This is a genomic window from Novosphingobium sp. AAP93 (genome assembly GCF_001296055.1).
GTDB lineage: Bacteria > Pseudomonadota > Alphaproteobacteria > Sphingomonadales > Sphingomonadaceae > Novosphingobium.
In genome coordinates, this window is record NZ_LJHZ01000147.1 from 1 (window position 1) to 15,682 (window position 15,682).

Sequence of the window (15,682 nt, forward strand, 5' to 3'; positions counted from 1 at the left end):
CAACCGGGTCAATTCTCGATGGAAATCCCGGGTCACTTCTCAGTGGCAATCAACACGCATCGCGAACGCGCAGATCTTTTTCGAGGGGCGCGGCTTTGTCGCGGGCAGCGCCAAGCCCGGCATCGTATCGAGGATTTTCCGTTTTCTGGGCCTCGGCTGATGGCACGCCTGCGGTTTCTTTTTCAACTCGTCGGATCTGTCTTGGTCGTGGCAGGCGCCTTGCCGGCAATGGCGCAGGCAGTACCACTGAGTGCCCTTGGCCGCTTCCAGGGATGGCGGGAGAACGCTTTGATCGGCACCGGCCTCGTCACTGGTCTGTCGGGCTCCGGCGACTCATCGCGCAGCACTGTTACTCGTCAGGCCTTGCGTAACGTGCTCAGCCGGCTTGGCACCAATGTGGCTGACGAACAGATCAACAGTCGCAACGTGGCAGTCGTCGTGGTCACTGCCGTTCTGCCGCCGTCGGCCAATGTCGGCGATCGGATATCAGCAACGGTGTCTTCCATCGGCGATGCACGGAGTCTCGCGGGCGGTACCTTGCTGATGACCCCGCTTATGGGACCCAATGAGCGCGTGTATGCGCTGGCGCAGGGGCAAGTCGTGGCCGGAGGCTTCAGCTTCGAAAGCGACCTCAACCGGCAGCAACGCAACTATCCTACCACCGCTTCGCTTGAAGGCGGAGCTACCGTAGAGGCACCAGTCGATGCGCAGCTTCTCGGCAGCGATGGCGCAGTGGGCTTCCTCCTGAGTGAGCCCGATTTCGAGACGGCGAACCGCATTGCCGAGACCATCAATGCCCGGTTCGGCCAAAGCATCGCGACCGTGCAGAATGCTGACGAGATCCGTGTCCATTTCAATGGCGACAAGCCATCATTTGCCTCGTTCATGTCGCGCCTGCAGTCCATCCAGGTCGAGCCCGGCCAAGCGGCGCGCATTGTGGTCAATGAGCGCACCGGCACAGTCGTTGCTGGCGGTTCTGTTCGGATTTCAAGTGTCGTTATCGCCCAAGGCGATATTCGCGTGCGCATCACCGGCCAGCGCACTGCTTCTCAGCCCACTTTCATCGGCGGCTTTTCCAACGATATCTCGAGCCTCGTTGTGACCAACACCAGGCTCGAAGTCGAGCAGGGTGACCGCGATGCTGTCGTTTCTCTGCCGAGCACGACTGTTGGCGATCTCGTGGTCGCTCTGACCCGCGCCCGCGTCGACACCCGGGGGATCATCAGCGTGCTTCAGGCGATCAAGGCAGCGGGCGCGCTCCACGCTGAAATCGTCGTGCAATAGGGGGGTGGATGGATCCGGTTTCTTCAGCAGTCCTGGCAAAAGCGCTCGACGGGTTGTCCCGGCGCATGGAAGTCATTGCGTCCAACATCGCTAATGCGAACTCACCGGGCTTCCGTCCCCAGCAGGTGCGGTTCGAAGAGGCGCTTCGCCTTGCCGCTGAGCAGGATGCTGCTGCCATTGCCGCAGTCCCGATCCGCGTGGAATCCGCGCCCGCCACGATGGGCGGTGAAGTCCGGATGGATCTTGAGGTCCTGTCCGCATCGCAGACCGCGGGACGCTATAGCGCCATGCTCGGACTGCTTGGGCGCGAACTCGAGCTGTCCCGGATTGCTGTGAATGGAGGGCAATCGTGAGCAGTGCACAGGCAATCAGCCGCTCCGGCATGGATGTCGAATGGCAGCGACTTCAGATCATCGCGGCCAATCTTGCGAACCTCAACTCAGTCGCTCCGCCCGGTACGGCACCCTATCATGCCATGCGCCTGATTTCCGGGCCCGTGGGCACCTTCGCCGACGCCATGGCCGATCGCCAGAAGAAGGACCATATCGGCGAGGTCAAGGTGCTCGGGCTCGAACCCGTCGCCGGAGTGGAGAGGCGTGTTTACGATCCCACCGCACCAGAAGCAGGGCCGGATGGCTTCGTGACCTTCCCGCTGATTGATAATGCTGCGGAAATGGCCCTCCTGATCAGGACGTCGCGATCCTACGAGGGCAATGTGACGGCGCTGGGGATTGCCGCGCAAATGGACCGGCAGGCGCTCGAGATCGGGAGGGGCTGATGAGCACGGCAATCGATCCCCTCAGTGCGCTTGGCCCCGCTGCTATACCTCGGGACACTGCCGGGATCGCCGCTCCGAATCTATCGGCAACGCGAGGTTCGTTCTCCGACATGCTGCTCTCCGGCCTTTCAAAGGTCGATCACCAGATCGCCGAAGCGGATTCGCTGGTGCGCCGCTTTGCGCTGGGCGAACAAATTCCAATCCATCAGGTGACCATTGCACTCGAGCAAGCGCGCATTTCCCTCGAGCTGGCGATGCAGGTGCGCTCGCGCCTCCTCGAAGGTTACCGTGAAATCATGAACATGCAGCTGTGAGCGCAATGGACGAGGCGATCCCCAATCTCATGAAGCGTGTGTCGATGAGGCTCGTCGGCCTTGTATTTCTGCCGATTTTCTTGTGCCTCGCTGCAGGGTACTATTTCTTCCTTCGTCCCGATTTTATCCCAGTCTTCACAGCGCTGAGAACACAGCAGGCTGCGTCGATCGCAAAGGTCCTGTCCTCGAAGAGCATCAGTTTCCGGCTTGTTCCGGATGGCACGGCGATCGAGGTGCCGAGCGACAAGGCCGCCGAAGCGCGCCTCGCAATCGTGGGATCAGACGTGAACCCGGGGGCGACGACCGGCTTCGAGCTCTTCAACAAGTCCGACATGGGGCTCACGGATTTCGCGCAAAAGATCAACTTTCAGCGTGCGCTACAGGGTGAACTCGAGCGGACTATCCTGTCCATCGACGGTGTCGAGACCGCGCGGGTCCATCTTGCCTTGCCAGAAAAGTCACTGTTCCGGTCCGTCCGGAGCGCTGCCAAGGCGTCCGTGCAGATCGGAACTCGGTCCGACACGCCGCTTGATCCGGCGCGCGTCACGAGCCTGCAGCATCTGGTCGCCTCCGCCGTTCCGGATCTTGAACCGGGCGCTGTGACCGTAGTCGATGAAAGCGGCGCGCTGCTCAGCACGCAGATGAGCAATGATCCGGATGGAGACGCATCGCCCGACATCGAGGAACGCCGCGCTTATCAGCACCTGCTGCGGGCCCGCCTGAGGCGTGCGGTCATGATTGCTCTGCCGGACCTGCAGTTCGATGTTACGATCCTCGCTGTGGCGGGGCAACCTGGTTCTGCATCTGCTGGTGTCGATGGCAATGAGCGAAGCGCTGGTCCAAGCGGACCGATGCATGCGACGATCCTGACACCTGCACCGCTTGAACCCGAACAGCAGAAGCGCATCGCGGAAATCGCCCGCTCGGCCATCGAATTCGATCCAGCAAGCGGCGATGCCATCGTGTTCGAGACCGGGGTTCTACCGACGGCAGTGCCAGCCTCCGCTGCCGGACTCCAGATCTCGGGACCCAAGGGTGTCGATCATCCGTCAACAGCCCAGACACAATCTCCACCGCTGGTGTACCTCATTGCCCTCGTCCTTGCCGGTCTCTCGGCTCTGGCCTTGCTGTGGTGGTGGACTGCGGGTGAAAGGGCCAAGAGGGGGGGCGAGGGGGCCTATCACGCCGATCTTGCCAACCGCATCCGCGCCGCGCTCCTTCCGATGCGAGAAGACGGTCATGGCGAATAAGCAACTGCGCCCTCTGCTTGATGAGCTAGCCACCCTGCCGAAGAAGGATCGTGACGCGGTGCTCGCACTGCTGAGCACGAGTGAGCGTGAGCAAGTGCTTGCGGCTCTTGAGCACAATCAGCCGCCAGTCAATGCCGAGTGCGCGGGCCATAGTCTCTGGATGCGCGCGATCCTCGATGGTCAGAACGAGTGCGTGACGCCTGCTGCATTGGCTGCCCTTAGCCGCGATCCTTTTGTTGTGGGCCCGCATCCCGGCGCATCGCACACGGGTCTGTTCGCTGGGGAACTTCGGCGGGCTGCTAGATCGGGGATGGCAGGCTCATGACCCGGATTCTGCGCGGTGAAAGCGCCGCGACGCTGATAGCTCCGCTACCCGCCAGACAGAATAGCCCGGTTCCGCTGGCGCCCGCTGACAGCGAGAAAGCCCTGCTATCCGCGCGAATAGCAGAACTCGAAGCAGCGCTGATCCAAAGCGAGAAGCAGCGTCAATCGGATGTGCAAAAGGCAAAGACCGAGGCGACCGCGGCAGCTCTTTCGGAGGCGGAGAAGCGGCACAAGGCGCTGTCCATGGGTTTCGAAAAGGCGCAAGAGAACCTCAAGGCGCGGTTTGCAGATCTCGACCTGCTGGCGGCCGCGTTGGTCCGCACTGCGCTGGCCAAGGTGTTCCATGACAGCGATCGGCGTGCTGAAGATGTCCTTTCCGCCATCAGCAAATGGAGCAGTGATCAGGCCCGATCGGCGCAAGTGACGATTAGGATCAGCAAGGAAGACTTCGGCGCGATCGGGGAGGATCGCCTGGTTGAGGCGCTGGGTGATCACGCCGAGCATGTACGGGCTGACAAGACGCTTTCGGCCGGAGAATGCGTGATCGAGACCGAACTGGGGTCAGTCAACATCGCACCGCTCAGCCAGTGGCAGGAACTCGAAAAGACCTTTCAGCTTATGCTTCAGGAGCAGGGGGCGTGAAGCATCCGTTTCTCTCGCTGCTCGATCAGACGCAAACCAGTCCAGCCTTCGGGCAGATCATTGCTGTCAATGGCCCCGCGATCGAGGCGGACGGACCAATCGGGACCATCGGCGAGATTTGCGCGATCGAGTGCGCTCAATCGAAGCAGACGGCCTATGCCCAGATCGTCTCCACCCGCGGCCAGGGTATCAGTCTCATGGCCTTGACTGATACCGTCAATCTCCGCCCCGGCGACCGCGCGACGGCGACTTCGCTTGGGCGTTCGCTGCCCGTTGGTTCGGGTTTTGCGGGGCGGGCAGTTGATGCCCTGGGACAGCCCATCGATGGGGGTTTGCCGATTGCCGATACAGAGCTTGCTTCGACAACAGCCGCAGCTGTCCTGCGGCGGCGCAGCCCCGATCGCATGCTGGAAACGGGCATCAAGGCGATCGATGGGCTCCTGACCCTCGGCGAAGGCCAGCGCATCGGCATCTTCGCTGCCAGCGGTGTGGGCAAGACAAGCCTGATGGATCAGATCGTCCGTCAGATCAGCGCGGACCGGGTCGTTGTGTGCCTCGTCGGGGAGCGTGGACGGGAGGTCTCCTCGCTCTGGGGCGCTGCGGCCACCACTGACGCCAAGTTGACACTTGTCGCATCGACCTCCGATGAAAGCGCAGTGATGCGCGCAAGAGCCGTGGAACAAGCATTGGCACTTGCGTGTTTCTGGCGTGCGCGGGGCGAGCACGTGCTGCTGGTGGTCGATTCCGTCACACGGTATGCCATGGCGCTGCGGGAGATCGGTCTAGCGGCGGGGGCGCCGCCAACCATTAGGGCCTACACGCCCAACGTTTTCGCGGCACTACCGACATTGGTCGAGCGGTGCGGGGCAGTCGAGGGCGAAGGCGCGATAACGGCGGTGATGACTGTCCTCAGCGAGACCGACGAGGTTGACGATCCTATTGTTGAAATCATGAAGTCGCTGCTTGACGGGCACATAGTCCTGTCGCGGCGGCTTGCCGAGAAGCGGCATTTTCCGGCCATCGACGTCGTTCGCAGTGTCAGCCGGCAGGCTGAGCGCTTGATGGAAAGTGCGCAGACCTTGGATGCCCGCGAGGCACTCGAGATGCTTTCGACCTACGAAGAGAACCGCGTCATGATCGAGAGCGGTCTCTATCGTACCGGAGCCAGCCCGAAGATCGATCGTTGCCTCCTGGCCCGCGAACCGATCATGCGCTTCCTTGCCCAATCGACATTTGAACGCTGCACTTTGGCAGCGACCCGGCAGCAATTGGCGGCGGCAGTCGGAAAGGGGGGCATGCGTGGCTGACCGGCAATTCGCCCTCGATCTGACTGCCCTGGCGCAGTTGCGGACCGTTCTGACACAGCACGCAGCCGATGAGGCGAGACGCGCAGCCGATCATGCCGCACATTGCCGCACCACGCTTGCGGCGGCAGAACATCTTTCAGAAGCGTCGCTCGCAGCTTGGGCGGCCCATCTTGCTGGTCCCCGTTTCGATCCTGCCATCGGGCACCTGCTGGCAGCCGATGCGGTCTCACTGGACCGGGAACTTGCCCGGCGACGCGCCGAGCACGACCGAAGCAATGCCGAGGCAACCACTCGGCAATCGCGTTTTGAACGCGCGATTGCCGAAGAGAAAGTGGGCAAGGCCTTGCTGATCAGCGCGCGCCGGAGGGCAGAGCGGGAGCGGGATGAGCGCAGGCTTTCTGTGACCGGAGATCTTGTCACGAGCAGGTGGGTGCAGCGATGATCTCCGCGTCTGTTCCAACTCACGGTCATGGCTCGGCCGGTACATCTGCGAAAGCGCCAGCGGTAGCGGCCGCCAAGACCGTTCCGGCGCAAAGCTTCGAGCGGATTCTTGGCGAGAGAAACGAAACACAGCTTTCTGTTGCCGCGACAGAGGCTCAGGCATTTGAGGGCTCCGTGCAAGGCGCTGCTGACGAGCCTGGAGTGCCAGTGCAGAACGAAGGCATGCCCGAGAGCGTCGCCGTCCGTGCCGGCTCGATTGTCCCTGATCATGTGTTTCACTTCGGCGCGCTGGGTCTGCTTCACACCCGCGAACTTGCAGACGGCGGCGCTTTGGCTAGCAGCGCAGCAGGCGCGAGGCCGGCCGCCAACCCGCCAACCGATTCTGTGCTGGCACCTGTCTGCGGCAATGGTGTGATCGCACTGGCTCCCGTTTCCGATGTCGAGGGTCTTGCTCAGCACGATGCAGGTATGCCTAAGACATTCCAGGATCGAGCTACCGTGACTCCGCCGGGCCTGAGCCCTGAATGTCCCGAACTGCCTTGCCCGTCATCGGTGTCCGGCATTGTCGACGGGGAACTGATGGATGCGGTGCCGGCGCCATTACCTGGCTTCCTGGCCAGACCGGAAGTCCCTCAGCTGCTGCCGGACCTCGCAGGCAATGACTTGCCTCATCATGGCATTGAAACCAAGCCGGCTCCGGCCAATAAAAGAGCACTGCTCTTTTTGAGCGCCACGCAAACCAAGCTTGGTGTAGCCGCTAGCCTCGACAGCGCGGAAGCGCCGACCGTGACGATCAGGATTGCGGGCTCCGCCGAAGGCGATGCCAGTCTTCTCCGTCAGGTACACCAGCTCCTGGCGCGCTATGGGCTAGTCGCCGGCAAGATCGTGGTTGGAGGAAGAATTGTGCATTCCGACGAGCAAAAGGAAGGAGACGCCCCGTGGCTCTAGCACCGGTTGGAAGTAGCACTCAGCCGGGTGCGGCGAGCGCCGCCGGAGCGTCAACCCAGACGACCGCAACCAATGCGTTCGGACTGAGCTTTGAATCACTCCTGAAGATCATCCTCACCCAGCTCACCTATCAGGACCCGCTGAAGCCAGTCGACAACTTCGAGTTCGTTTCGCAGCTGGCGCAGTTTTCCCAGATTCAGCAGGGCCAGACCATGAACGACCGGCTGCAGGCGCTGGTCACCGCACAAAGCACGCTGCAGGCGGCGGGTCTGCTGGGCAAGACCATCGATATCCCTTCGGGGAATGCGGTCATCTCCGGTAAGGTGACCGCCGTCTCGCTCCTCAATGGCGATCCCCTGCTCACGATCCAGACAAAGGATGGCCAGACGATCGGCCAGATTTCCCCATCGAGCATCAACCAGATCCGGCAAGGAGAGTAGCATGCTGAGTTCCATCTACATCGGCCTGAGCGGACTATCTGCCTATTCTCAGGGGCTGCAGCGCATCAGCGGCAATGTCGCCAACCTCAATGCGCAGGGCTTCAAGGGCTCAAACGTCAGTTTTCAGAGCGTCATGGGACAATCAGGCTTCGGAGACGGCGTCACCAACGCGGACGATCAGACCAACTTCGCCCAGGGCGAACTGCGCCAGACCAGCCGCGATCTCGATCTTGCGATCGACGGTACCGGCTTCCTTGTCCTCCAGCGCGGCGATGAGACGGTCTATACCCGCACCGGAAGCTTTGAGGTCGACAATGACGGCTTTGTTGTGCTGTCAGGGACGGACTACCGTCTCGCCATCCTCGATGCGAACGGTGCGGCCAAAGCTGTCTCGATCGATGGTGCAAGGACCAGCCAGCCGAAGGCGACAACGAGGATAACGCTCTCGGACAATCTTTCATCGAGCGCGACCACCTTCAGTGTCACTGACGTAAAAGTCTACGACGCCGGGGGGACCCTCCACACCTGGCAGCTGACCTTTGACAAGGACCAGACGGCGGCAAGCGGCACCTGGAACATAACCGTTAAGGACGAGACCGGCGCGACCGTTGCCACCAAGCCGATCACTTTCACCAACGGCGTCATCGCCGCACAATCCGCCCAGATCAGCATCGCCGATGCGACCCACAACCTCACGGTAAACCTCGATCTGAACGGTGTTACCTCGTTCTCGTCGGGCAGCGTCTCAACTTTAAGAGCCGCCTCGGTCGACGGATACACGACAGGTACGCTCACGACTGTGACGGTGAACACGGACGGTCAGCTGGAGCTTGGATATTCCAATTCCCAGAAGAATCAGTTGGGAAGCATTGCGATTGCCCAGTTCCGCAATCCTGAAGGCCTCAAGCAGCGCAGCGGCGGGCTTTTCTCGAGCGCCCGGGACGAGCAGCGCAGTATCGTCAAAAGCGGCGATCCGCGGGCAGGCAAGATCCAGTCGCGGCGGCTCGAAGCATCGAATGTCGATCTGACCACCGAGTTCTCCGATCTTATCCTGGTCCAGCGCGGCTTTCAGGCCTCGTCCCAAATCATCAGCGTATCAAACGAAATGATCCAGCAGCTGTTCGGTATCCGGGGACAGGGATAAGCTGCTGTGGACGAGCCCGCCGGAATGAGCTGGAGCCCCTGGCTGCCGCCAGACGCGATCACATCTGGTTACGACCGGATCGATCTGTCTGGCCTCGTCGCCGACTGGTCTTCGATCTGGCTGGGACACGGGCCAGTCGGTGTGGCGGGCGCCTGGCAGGATACCGGCATCCCCGACGAGGGCGTCACGCTCTTGCGCGATGACGGTCTCGCTGGTCTCTGGCTCGCACCGGATCTGCGCATGATGCTTCGGTCGCGCATGTTCGGGGCACCGCCCTACGGAAATGTGCTGACAGAGGCTGACACTGACCGGCTCGAGCAAGCCGTCGACACCTGCATAGACGATCTCTGCACGCGACTTTCTGCAGCGCTTGAGCTCGATCAGGGAATCCCCTGGCATCAGGGAAGTTTTGCCGGAACCTGTCAGATTTGTCCGGTCGGGAAGGGGCTGTCGCTGATTGTCGCGGCACAGGTCGCAATAGACCGCTACAAAGCCGCCATGCCGGCCCCGAAACGGCAGGCGCCGCTTGCCGCGAAGCTGGACGAGGCCTTGTCCTCTGGCGAAGTGCGCGTCGGAGCGCGGATCGGTGGGTGCCAGCTCACGCTTGCCGAGCTTAGAAGTCTTATGCCCGGCGATGTGCTGACACTTGATCGCGCGATCACCCGGAACGTCCAGATCACCATCGATGGCGAATACACCGCCCTGCAATGCCTGCTCGTTGCAGAGCAGGATGGCCTCACTCTCGTGTTGCAATAGAACAGGCTGAATTTGTGAACACTCCTTCGTCCAATCCCGCTTCGACAACAAGTTCAGGTGCTTTTTCGGATAGTGTTCTTGAAAGTGTCCAGGTTGATCTTGAGGCATTTGTCGGTCAGGCCGAGGTTACGATTGGCCAGCTGAAGCGGCTCAGGCCGGGGGATACCATCGCGCTGACTGCAAAGCTGAACGAGGCGATCGAGCTGCGTCTTAACGGCAAGGCAATCGCCCGCGGCGAAGTGGTCGCTGTTGGCGAAAACTTTGGCATTCGCCTGACCGAGATCGTGTCCTGATCCGAATGCTTGCCTTCGCCTTCCTCTCTGCGGGTGCAGCACCGGTCGGCAAACTGGGCGGTGCGCCGCCACTGCAGGTGCCGGTTGCGCGCATCGTCATTGCGCTTCTGATTTGCAGCGCGCTTGCGTTTTGCCTTGCTCTGCTCATCAAACGTCGGGGCCGCATCGATTCCATCCGCGCGGTGTTCCGGCCGCTCGCTTACCCTCCGCAAGAAGTGCGGATTCTCGAAGTGCGGCGCATTGGCGTGCACGGCGATATTGCTCTGATTCGGCACCGCGACCGGCAGTACCTCGTTCTTGTGCAAGCGGGCAGTTCGACGGTTCTTCGCGAAGAAAGCGTCGTTCCTGAAGAGGCTGCGGTCTGATGGCTGCGTCCGGGTTGGTTGCAGGTGCCAGCGCCCTTGGCAAGGCGGCAAACCTCGACGTTCTCGGGCCCGTGACAGGCGGGTCCGATATCGTTCGCACGATCGTCGTCCTGACGCTCGTCGCGCTGATTCCCGCCGTGCTGCTCAGCATGACGAGTTTCATCCGGATCATCATTACCCTCTCGATGGTAAGACATGCATTCGGCATGCCTGAGACACCGCCGAACCCGGTGCTCATCAGTCTCGCCCTGTTCCTGACCGCGTTCTCGATGGGCCCCACCGTCGATGCGATCAACAGGGATGCGCTGCAGCCCTATCTCGCGAGCAAGCAGGGGCTCGAACAGACCATCGATCGGGGCAGCAAACCCCTGCGCAGCTTTATGCTGGCACAGACCAGCGATGCAGACATCGAGGCGATCTATGGCATCGCGCACGTGCCCCCGCCTTCGCGTCCCGAAGATGTCGAGATAACCAAGCTCGCGCCGGCCTTCATCATCAACGAATTACGAGCATCTTTTACGATCGGTTTCGTCATTCTCCTGCCCTTCCTGCTGATCGACCTCGTGGTATCGGCGATTCTGCTTGCTCTGGGCATGATGATGGTCCCGCCCTCGACCATTTCCCTGCCGATCAAGCTCCTGATGTTCGTTCTGATCGATGGCTGGAGCCTCATCATTCAGGGCGTGCTGGGCAGCTTCCGATGAAGGCACGGCGCGAGCAGGGCCTCGACATCGTGAGCGATCCCGATCGGGTCGAGGCCTCGCTGTGGCGCCGGCTGCGCTTTGAAGCCAACGAACGCTGCCGGGAGGTTCTGTTCACGCGCTATATTCCGCTCGCGCGCTCGCTTGCCGCAAAATACCTGCGGAAACACACAGCGGGATCGGCCGAGCGGGGGGATCTCGACCAGTTTGCCTACGAAGGTCTGCTTCAGGCGCTCGACCGGTTCAATCCTCTGCTGGGCGTCCCTTTCAGCGCCTTTGCAAGGCCGAGGATCGCCGGAACCATTTCGGACGGCATGGCGCGAATGTCAGATGTCGCCGACCAGCTTGGTCATATGCGCCGCCGGCGGCGCGAGCGCCTCGCCTCGCTCGATCCCACAGCGCATGGTGGCGACGCGCTTGAGCAGCTCGCCGATCTCGCCTTCGACCTTGCTATCGGGATCATGCTCGACAGCACCGGGATCATCGAGACCGATGAAGGCGCTGACACCCGCGCGAATGTCTATGAAGGACTGGCCTGGCGTCAGGCGCAGGCTGCGCTCGCAGAAGAGATAGCGCGCCTTCCCGAAAGCGAAAGCAAAGTGATCCGCCATCACTACCAGAACGGACTGACCTTCGCGACAATTGCTGAAGTTCTTCGCTTGACGCGGGGACGAATTTCGCAACTTCACAAGTCTGCTGTCGAGCGGCTCCGTCACAGGCTCAGGCATTTCCGGGAGAGGTAGTCATGTTGTGTGCCGATCAAGATCTTGCTGACGTCGTGCAGGCGGTCCAGAATGAAACCGGTGATGAACTGCTGCGGCTCGACCGCCTGGTCTCCGCGTATCCGGAGGACCCGCGGCTGCATTTTCTGCGCGGATCGATTCTTGCCGGGATCGGCCGCCCCATCGAGGCATTGACCTCCTTCAGAGAAGCGGTCCGGCTCGCGCCCGACTTTGCGATCGCCCGCTTCCAGCTCGGTTTTTTCCTGCTGACGTCCGGCGAAGCAGCCGAAGCCCTTTCGGTTTGGGGCCCACTGGCAATGCTGCCGGCAGACCACTATCTGCGGCTTTTCGTCGGCGGACTGACGCATCTCATTCGCGACGAATTCCCCGAGACGATCCGCGAACTGGAGGCGGGTATCGCGGCAAACCAGGACAACCCACCGCTCAATCGGGACATGCAGCTCATCATCAGCCGCGTCCAGCAGATCGGAACTGCACCTGCTGACGATGCGGGCCGTGATGTGACGATGTCCGCGACGAGCCTGCTCCTTGGCCAGCTGAACGTGTCGGGCCGGCCGCACTGATCGGCCATGTCGAGGATTTCGCCCACAGACCAGGTCATGTTGCTGCTGCGGGAGCGGCTTGAACGCGCGCAGCAGCGCGTGCCTGAGCCTCTGGCGCAGCAGGCATCACCGCGCGAGCGTATCGAGGCCATGGCGGCGATGCGGATGCTGGACGAACGGGCTTTCAGGAAAGCGCTGGTGCGCGCCATGCTGGCCCAGAAGCTGGGCGAAACGCTGGTTGGTGATCCGGCATTCGACAAGGTTGTGCTGGGCGTCCTGGCAACGCTTGAAGACTCGCCTGCCGGGCTTGAACTCATTGCGAGGGCTGAGGCCTTGCTGGGGCGGACGGCGCAGTAACGGTATACACCAAGAGGGCAAAGCCGTTGGCCGTTTGAACCTTGCGCTACCGCCTCCGGCGTTCCGAAACCCGCAAAAAGATTTTTCTAAACTTTTTCCCGATTGTTCCGATTTGTCGCTGAACGGGGAGGATCGGGCCAGTTGCCTGATGCCTTCGAGCGGTTGGAGGCTGATCGATGGTTGCGATTTTCACGGGGCGCACGCTGGGGCTGGAGACAGGATCGGCGGCGGTTCTCGGGGATCGGGGGCTTACCGGCTTCATCGGCAATCCTTTGCTGGGGCGCGCGGGCGAGGGCGTCCAGGTCAATGCTTATACCGGCGATCTCGTGCTTCAGCGACAGGACGAATTCCTGGTAGGCAAGGGGCTCGATGCCGCTTTTGTCCAGACCTACAACAGCCTGTCGCAAGGCTCCGGCGTCCCGATCGATGAGAACGGAGATCGCTGGCGGCAGAATTATGACCGGCGGATCTATGGCGGCGTCTTTGCAACCAATGCAACGCCAACGACAGGTAGCCAGGTCTTCCGGGTTGGCGGCGACGGTGCCGAAGTGGCCTATAGCTGGAACGGCAGCAAGTTCGTTGCGAGCGATGGTGCCGGCGCTTACGACACTCTCGAACACGTAAGCTCGACCTGGGTTTGGACGGACGGCGACACCCAAGTCAAAGAAGTCTACTACGACAATACGGTTACGCCGGCCGCATTGGCCGGCAAGCTCGCATCGCAAAGCGATGCTGATGGCAATACGATCCTCCTGACTTATGAAACAAACGGCAACCGGCTGCTATCGATCCAGACGGCGGGTTATCTGACGGATGCCGGGGGCGCCAATGTGCTCGACGGTAGCGGCAATCCCATTCCGCTGGGGACGATCACGCTGAGCTACAACAGTGGCACCAACGATATCGCCAAGATTGTCACCAAGTACGTTAATCTTGGCGTCGCCGGGACGCCGCAGCAAACGCAGGTCTCAACCTGGTACGACTATGATACCTCGACCGCACAGCACAGGCTGACCGCGATCAAGACCGATCTTACGCCCGGCGACCTTTCAATTGTCGATGGCGCGACCTACAATATTAACTATACTTACGATACAAGCGGGCGGATCACCGGGATTATCCAGACCGATGGTTCCAGTCTGGCCATCAGTTACGATGCGTCTGGCCGGGTCTATCAGCTGACGCAAGCCGTGGCTTCCGGCGTGTCGCGCACCACGACGCTGACGTACGCACAGTCCGATGCAAACGGGACCTACACGAAGGTCACCGATGCGGCGGGCCTGGACACGAAGCTCTATTACGCGACAACCGGAAACAACATCGGCAATCTGAGCCGTGTCACCATGCCGCAGGCGGTGACAGGCGCTGCTGCGCAGACGGTGCAGTTTTTCTACGACGCCAATGGCAATGTTACGCAGTATATTGACGCGCAAGGCCGGTCGACCTCCTGGACCGCCTACGATGCGAACGGCAACTGGCTGACGCGTGTCTCGCAGGGTGTGAGCTCCGGGACGACCACAACCACAAGGACGTACGGGGCCAACAACGAGCTCAAGACCGAGACGTCGAAAGCGTCCGATGACGCAACGGTCTACGGCGTAAGCACGACGCACACCACGCGGTACGTCTACGATGCAGAATGGCACCTTCGTTACACAATTGGCGCCCTCGGCGAGGTGAAGGAGTTTCAGTACACTGCAGCTGGCCAGCTCGCCACTGAAGTCGGCTACCCGGAGCACACATATGATCTGACAGGTCTTGCGGGCACGGATGCACCCACCGAAGCGCAGATGAACGCATGGCGCAACGCGCTGACAGATCGCAGTTCGACCGAAATCTCGGCATATACATACGACCAGCGGGGCAATCTGCTGACGTCGATTGACTATGGTGCCGCCAGCACAGCCGGTGCGGCCTCAACCGGCAACGGAACAACGCAATATACCTACGTCTACGATCAGGAAGGCCGCCTGATCTCGAAAGTGGCGGGCGATCCGGCTGCGCCGGTCCCGCAGGCCGCTGCCACCTATGTTTATGATGGCCTTGGCCGCGCGATCAGTAGCACAGGCGCTGATGGCGGTGTGACGACGGTATCCTTCCAGGACAAGTCCAGCACGACGGTTGTCAAGCTCGCAAGCGGACTGGTGCAGACCTCGGTCTACAATCTTGCGGGTGAGCTCGTCGCGCAGGTGGACAGCCAGGGCAATCTGGAGCCAGATCTGGCGAACGCGAGCCAGTACTGGCTCTCGAATGTGACGCGGACAGCCGCCACAGCGATCGCGGGCAATCCGGCCTATCTCTATACGACCACCGCCTCGGGCACGAGCGGATCCACCGGCGGGGTGCTTCAGGCAGTCGATCCCAATGAGATGTTTGTCTTCGAGATTACGCTCAAGGCGGGCGGAGGAACGACCGGGAACACGAACGCAAGGCTCGGTATCTACGGCGCAACGAGCGCATGGGGCGCCAACGCGGACTCTACGGCGACGATCGTCAGTGGTCCGGGCACGTTGACACAATCGTCCGGTAGCCTGTTTGACATCACCAACCTGTCGGCCACGACCGAGACAAGGGTACGGATAGTGCGGCGCTTTGCCGTTGCCGACACCGCGAGGCCGCAGCTCTACGCCGGTAACTCGGGCACGGGTGCCGTGGCCGGCGATACGATTATCGCTTCAGCGCCCTCGGTAGAGCTGTCACCAGGCCATCTCTACGACAAGCTTGGTCGCCTGCGCGTTGTCTTCGATCACAGCGGCAATGCGAGTTACGCTCTTTACGATGGCGCAAGCCGCAAGACAGGCGCTATTGCGGCTGATGGTTCACTGGTCGAGTACAAGTACGACACTGGCAATCATGTCGTTGCCACCGTCAAATATGCGACCCGCGTAACAGCCGCAAATCTCACTGCCCTTCTCGACCCCAATACCGCACTGGGAATTGCTGATATTCGCCCTGCCGATACTGCTAGCGATGAATGGAACTGGAACGTCTATGATACGTAAGCGGTGTTCTCAGGCCACGGTGGTCCAGGTCATGAGGTCACCGACGGCGTT

20 protein-coding genes are annotated in these 15,682 nt (G+C 61.3%); all 20 read left to right on the top strand.

Annotated elements, in window-relative coordinates:
• Window positions 1-159 precede the first annotated feature (159 nt).
• The 20 genes from flgI (at window position 160) to IP83_RS19390 (ending at window position 15,631) form a co-directional block, all read left to right on the top strand.
• Window positions 160-1,284: a flagellar basal body P-ring protein FlgI gene (gene flgI / locus IP83_RS19295; protein WP_054123864.1), complete on the top strand. Its 1,125-nt coding sequence runs from the start codon at window positions 160-162 to the stop codon at window positions 1,282-1,284.
• An 8-nt stretch (window positions 1,285-1,292) separates the two neighbouring features.
• A complete protein-coding gene (locus IP83_RS19300) occupies window positions 1,293-1,637 on the top strand; it encodes a flagellar basal body protein (protein ID WP_082364860.1) in 345 nt (114 codons plus the stop codon).
• Window positions 1,634-2,062, top strand: a complete 429-nt coding sequence (locus tag IP83_RS19305) for a flagellar basal body rod protein FlgC (RefSeq protein WP_156309885.1) — start codon at window positions 1,634-1,636, stop codon at window positions 2,060-2,062. Before IP83_RS19300 ends, IP83_RS19305 begins: the two co-directional genes overlap by 4 nt.
• Entirely contained in the window at window positions 2,062-2,376 is a 315-nt protein-coding gene (gene fliE / locus IP83_RS19765) for a flagellar hook-basal body complex protein FliE (protein ID WP_082364861.1), read from the top strand. The genes IP83_RS19305 and fliE overlap by 1 nt, the downstream gene beginning before the upstream one ends.
• Window positions 2,377-2,381: 5 nt before the next feature.
• Complete coding sequence (fliF, locus tag IP83_RS19315) at window positions 2,382-3,626, top strand: flagellar basal-body MS-ring/collar protein FliF (RefSeq protein WP_054123868.1); 1,245 nt, start codon at window positions 2,382-2,384, stop codon at window positions 3,624-3,626.
• Window positions 3,616-3,951 carry a hypothetical protein gene (locus tag IP83_RS20410; protein WP_156309887.1) on the top strand — a complete coding sequence of 112 codons (336 nt, stop codon included), beginning with the start codon at window positions 3,616-3,618 and terminating at the stop codon, window positions 3,949-3,951. The genes fliF and IP83_RS20410 overlap by 11 nt, the downstream gene beginning before the upstream one ends.
• Window positions 3,948-4,592, top strand: a complete 645-nt coding sequence (locus tag IP83_RS19325) for a FliH/SctL family protein (protein ID WP_054123870.1) — start codon at window positions 3,948-3,950, stop codon at window positions 4,590-4,592. Before IP83_RS20410 ends, IP83_RS19325 begins: the two co-directional genes overlap by 4 nt.
• Window positions 4,589-5,899: a FliI/YscN family ATPase gene (locus tag IP83_RS19330; protein WP_054123871.1), complete on the top strand. Its 1,311-nt coding sequence runs from the start codon at window positions 4,589-4,591 to the stop codon at window positions 5,897-5,899. The genes IP83_RS19325 and IP83_RS19330 overlap by 4 nt, the downstream gene beginning before the upstream one ends.
• Window positions 5,892-6,341 carry a hypothetical protein gene (locus IP83_RS19335; RefSeq protein WP_054123872.1) on the top strand — a complete coding sequence of 150 codons (450 nt, stop codon included), beginning with the start codon at window positions 5,892-5,894 and terminating at the stop codon, window positions 6,339-6,341. Before IP83_RS19330 ends, IP83_RS19335 begins: the two co-directional genes overlap by 8 nt.
• Complete coding sequence (locus tag IP83_RS20415; RefSeq protein WP_156309889.1) at window positions 6,338-7,288, top strand: hypothetical protein; 951 nt, start codon at window positions 6,338-6,340, stop codon at window positions 7,286-7,288. Before IP83_RS19335 ends, IP83_RS20415 begins: the two co-directional genes overlap by 4 nt.
• A complete protein-coding gene (locus tag IP83_RS19345; protein ID WP_054123874.1) occupies window positions 7,279-7,728 on the top strand; it encodes a flagellar hook assembly protein FlgD in 450 nt (149 codons plus the stop codon). The genes IP83_RS20415 and IP83_RS19345 overlap by 10 nt, the downstream gene beginning before the upstream one ends.
• Before the next feature lies 1 nt (window position 7,729).
• A complete protein-coding gene (locus IP83_RS19350; protein WP_054123875.1) occupies window positions 7,730-8,872 on the top strand; it encodes a flagellar hook-basal body complex protein in 1,143 nt (380 codons plus the stop codon).
• 6 nt (window positions 8,873-8,878) lie between these two features.
• Window positions 8,879-9,628 carry a FliM/FliN family flagellar motor C-terminal domain-containing protein gene (locus tag IP83_RS19355; protein WP_054123876.1) on the top strand — a complete coding sequence of 250 codons (750 nt, stop codon included), beginning with the start codon at window positions 8,879-8,881 and terminating at the stop codon, window positions 9,626-9,628.
• A 14-nt stretch (window positions 9,629-9,642) separates the two neighbouring features.
• Complete coding sequence (locus IP83_RS19360) at window positions 9,643-9,921, top strand: FliM/FliN family flagellar motor switch protein (protein WP_054123877.1); 279 nt, start codon at window positions 9,643-9,645, stop codon at window positions 9,919-9,921.
• 5 nt (window positions 9,922-9,926) lie between these two features.
• Window positions 9,927-10,286 carry a hypothetical protein gene (locus IP83_RS19365; protein ID WP_054123878.1) on the top strand — a complete coding sequence of 120 codons (360 nt, stop codon included), beginning with the start codon at window positions 9,927-9,929 and terminating at the stop codon, window positions 10,284-10,286.
• Window positions 10,286-10,990 (top strand): flagellar type III secretion system pore protein FliP, encoded by a 705-nt coding sequence (gene fliP, locus IP83_RS19370; protein WP_082364865.1) that lies wholly within the window; start codon window positions 10,286-10,288, stop codon window positions 10,988-10,990. The genes IP83_RS19365 and fliP overlap by 1 nt, the downstream gene beginning before the upstream one ends.
• Complete coding sequence (locus tag IP83_RS19375; RefSeq protein WP_054123879.1) at window positions 10,987-11,730, top strand: sigma-70 family RNA polymerase sigma factor; 744 nt, start codon at window positions 10,987-10,989, stop codon at window positions 11,728-11,730. The genes fliP and IP83_RS19375 overlap by 4 nt, the downstream gene beginning before the upstream one ends.
• Window positions 11,731-11,732: 2 nt before the next feature.
• Window positions 11,733-12,293, top strand: coding sequence for a M48 family metallopeptidase (locus IP83_RS19380; RefSeq protein ID WP_054123880.1), 561 nt, complete (start codon window positions 11,733-11,735; stop codon window positions 12,291-12,293).
• A gap of 36 nt (window positions 12,294-12,329) precedes the next feature.
• A complete protein-coding gene (locus IP83_RS19385; protein ID WP_054123881.1) occupies window positions 12,330-12,629 on the top strand; it encodes a hypothetical protein in 300 nt (99 codons plus the stop codon).
• Between the two features lie 176 nt (window positions 12,630-12,805).
• The gene (locus IP83_RS19390; RefSeq protein WP_054123882.1) at window positions 12,806-15,631 is read left to right on the top strand and encodes an RHS repeat protein; all 2,826 of its coding nucleotides are present in this window, start codon (window positions 12,806-12,808) and stop codon (window positions 15,629-15,631) included.
• Window positions 15,632-15,682 lie beyond the last annotated feature (51 nt).

Bases quoted from the DNA above. Each gene is read 5' to 3' on its own strand.
- fliE (WP_082364861.1), top strand. From the start codon at position 2,062: ATGAGCACGGCAATCGATCCCCTCAGTGCGCTTGGCCCCGCTGCTATA.
- IP83_RS20410 (WP_156309887.1), top strand. From the start codon at position 3,616: ATGGCGAATAAGCAACTGCGCCCTCTGCTTGATGAGCTAGCCACCCTG.
- IP83_RS19375 (WP_054123879.1), top strand. From the start codon at position 10,987: ATGAAGGCACGGCGCGAGCAGGGCCTCGACATCGTGAGCGATCCCGAT.
- IP83_RS19350 (WP_054123875.1), top strand. From the start codon at position 7,730: ATGCTGAGTTCCATCTACATCGGCCTGAGCGGACTATCTGCCTATTCT.
- fliP (WP_082364865.1), top strand. From the start codon at position 10,286: ATGGCTGCGTCCGGGTTGGTTGCAGGTGCCAGCGCCCTTGGCAAGGCG.
- IP83_RS19325 (WP_054123870.1), top strand. From the start codon at position 3,948: ATGACCCGGATTCTGCGCGGTGAAAGCGCCGCGACGCTGATAGCTCCG.
- IP83_RS19300 (WP_082364860.1), top strand. From the start codon at position 1,293: ATGGATCCGGTTTCTTCAGCAGTCCTGGCAAAAGCGCTCGACGGGTTG.
- IP83_RS19365 (WP_054123878.1), top strand. From the start codon at position 9,927: ATGCTTGCCTTCGCCTTCCTCTCTGCGGGTGCAGCACCGGTCGGCAAA.
- IP83_RS19385 (WP_054123881.1), top strand. From the start codon at position 12,330: ATGTTGCTGCTGCGGGAGCGGCTTGAACGCGCGCAGCAGCGCGTGCCT.
- IP83_RS20415 (WP_156309889.1), top strand. From the start codon at position 6,338: ATGATCTCCGCGTCTGTTCCAACTCACGGTCATGGCTCGGCCGGTACA.
- IP83_RS19390 (WP_054123882.1), top strand. From the start codon at position 12,806: ATGGTTGCGATTTTCACGGGGCGCACGCTGGGGCTGGAGACAGGATCG.
- fliF (WP_054123868.1), top strand. From the start codon at position 2,382: ATGGACGAGGCGATCCCCAATCTCATGAAGCGTGTGTCGATGAGGCTC.
- IP83_RS19380 (WP_054123880.1), top strand. From the start codon at position 11,733: ATGTTGTGTGCCGATCAAGATCTTGCTGACGTCGTGCAGGCGGTCCAG.
- flgI (WP_054123864.1), top strand. From the start codon at position 160: ATGGCACGCCTGCGGTTTCTTTTTCAACTCGTCGGATCTGTCTTGGTC.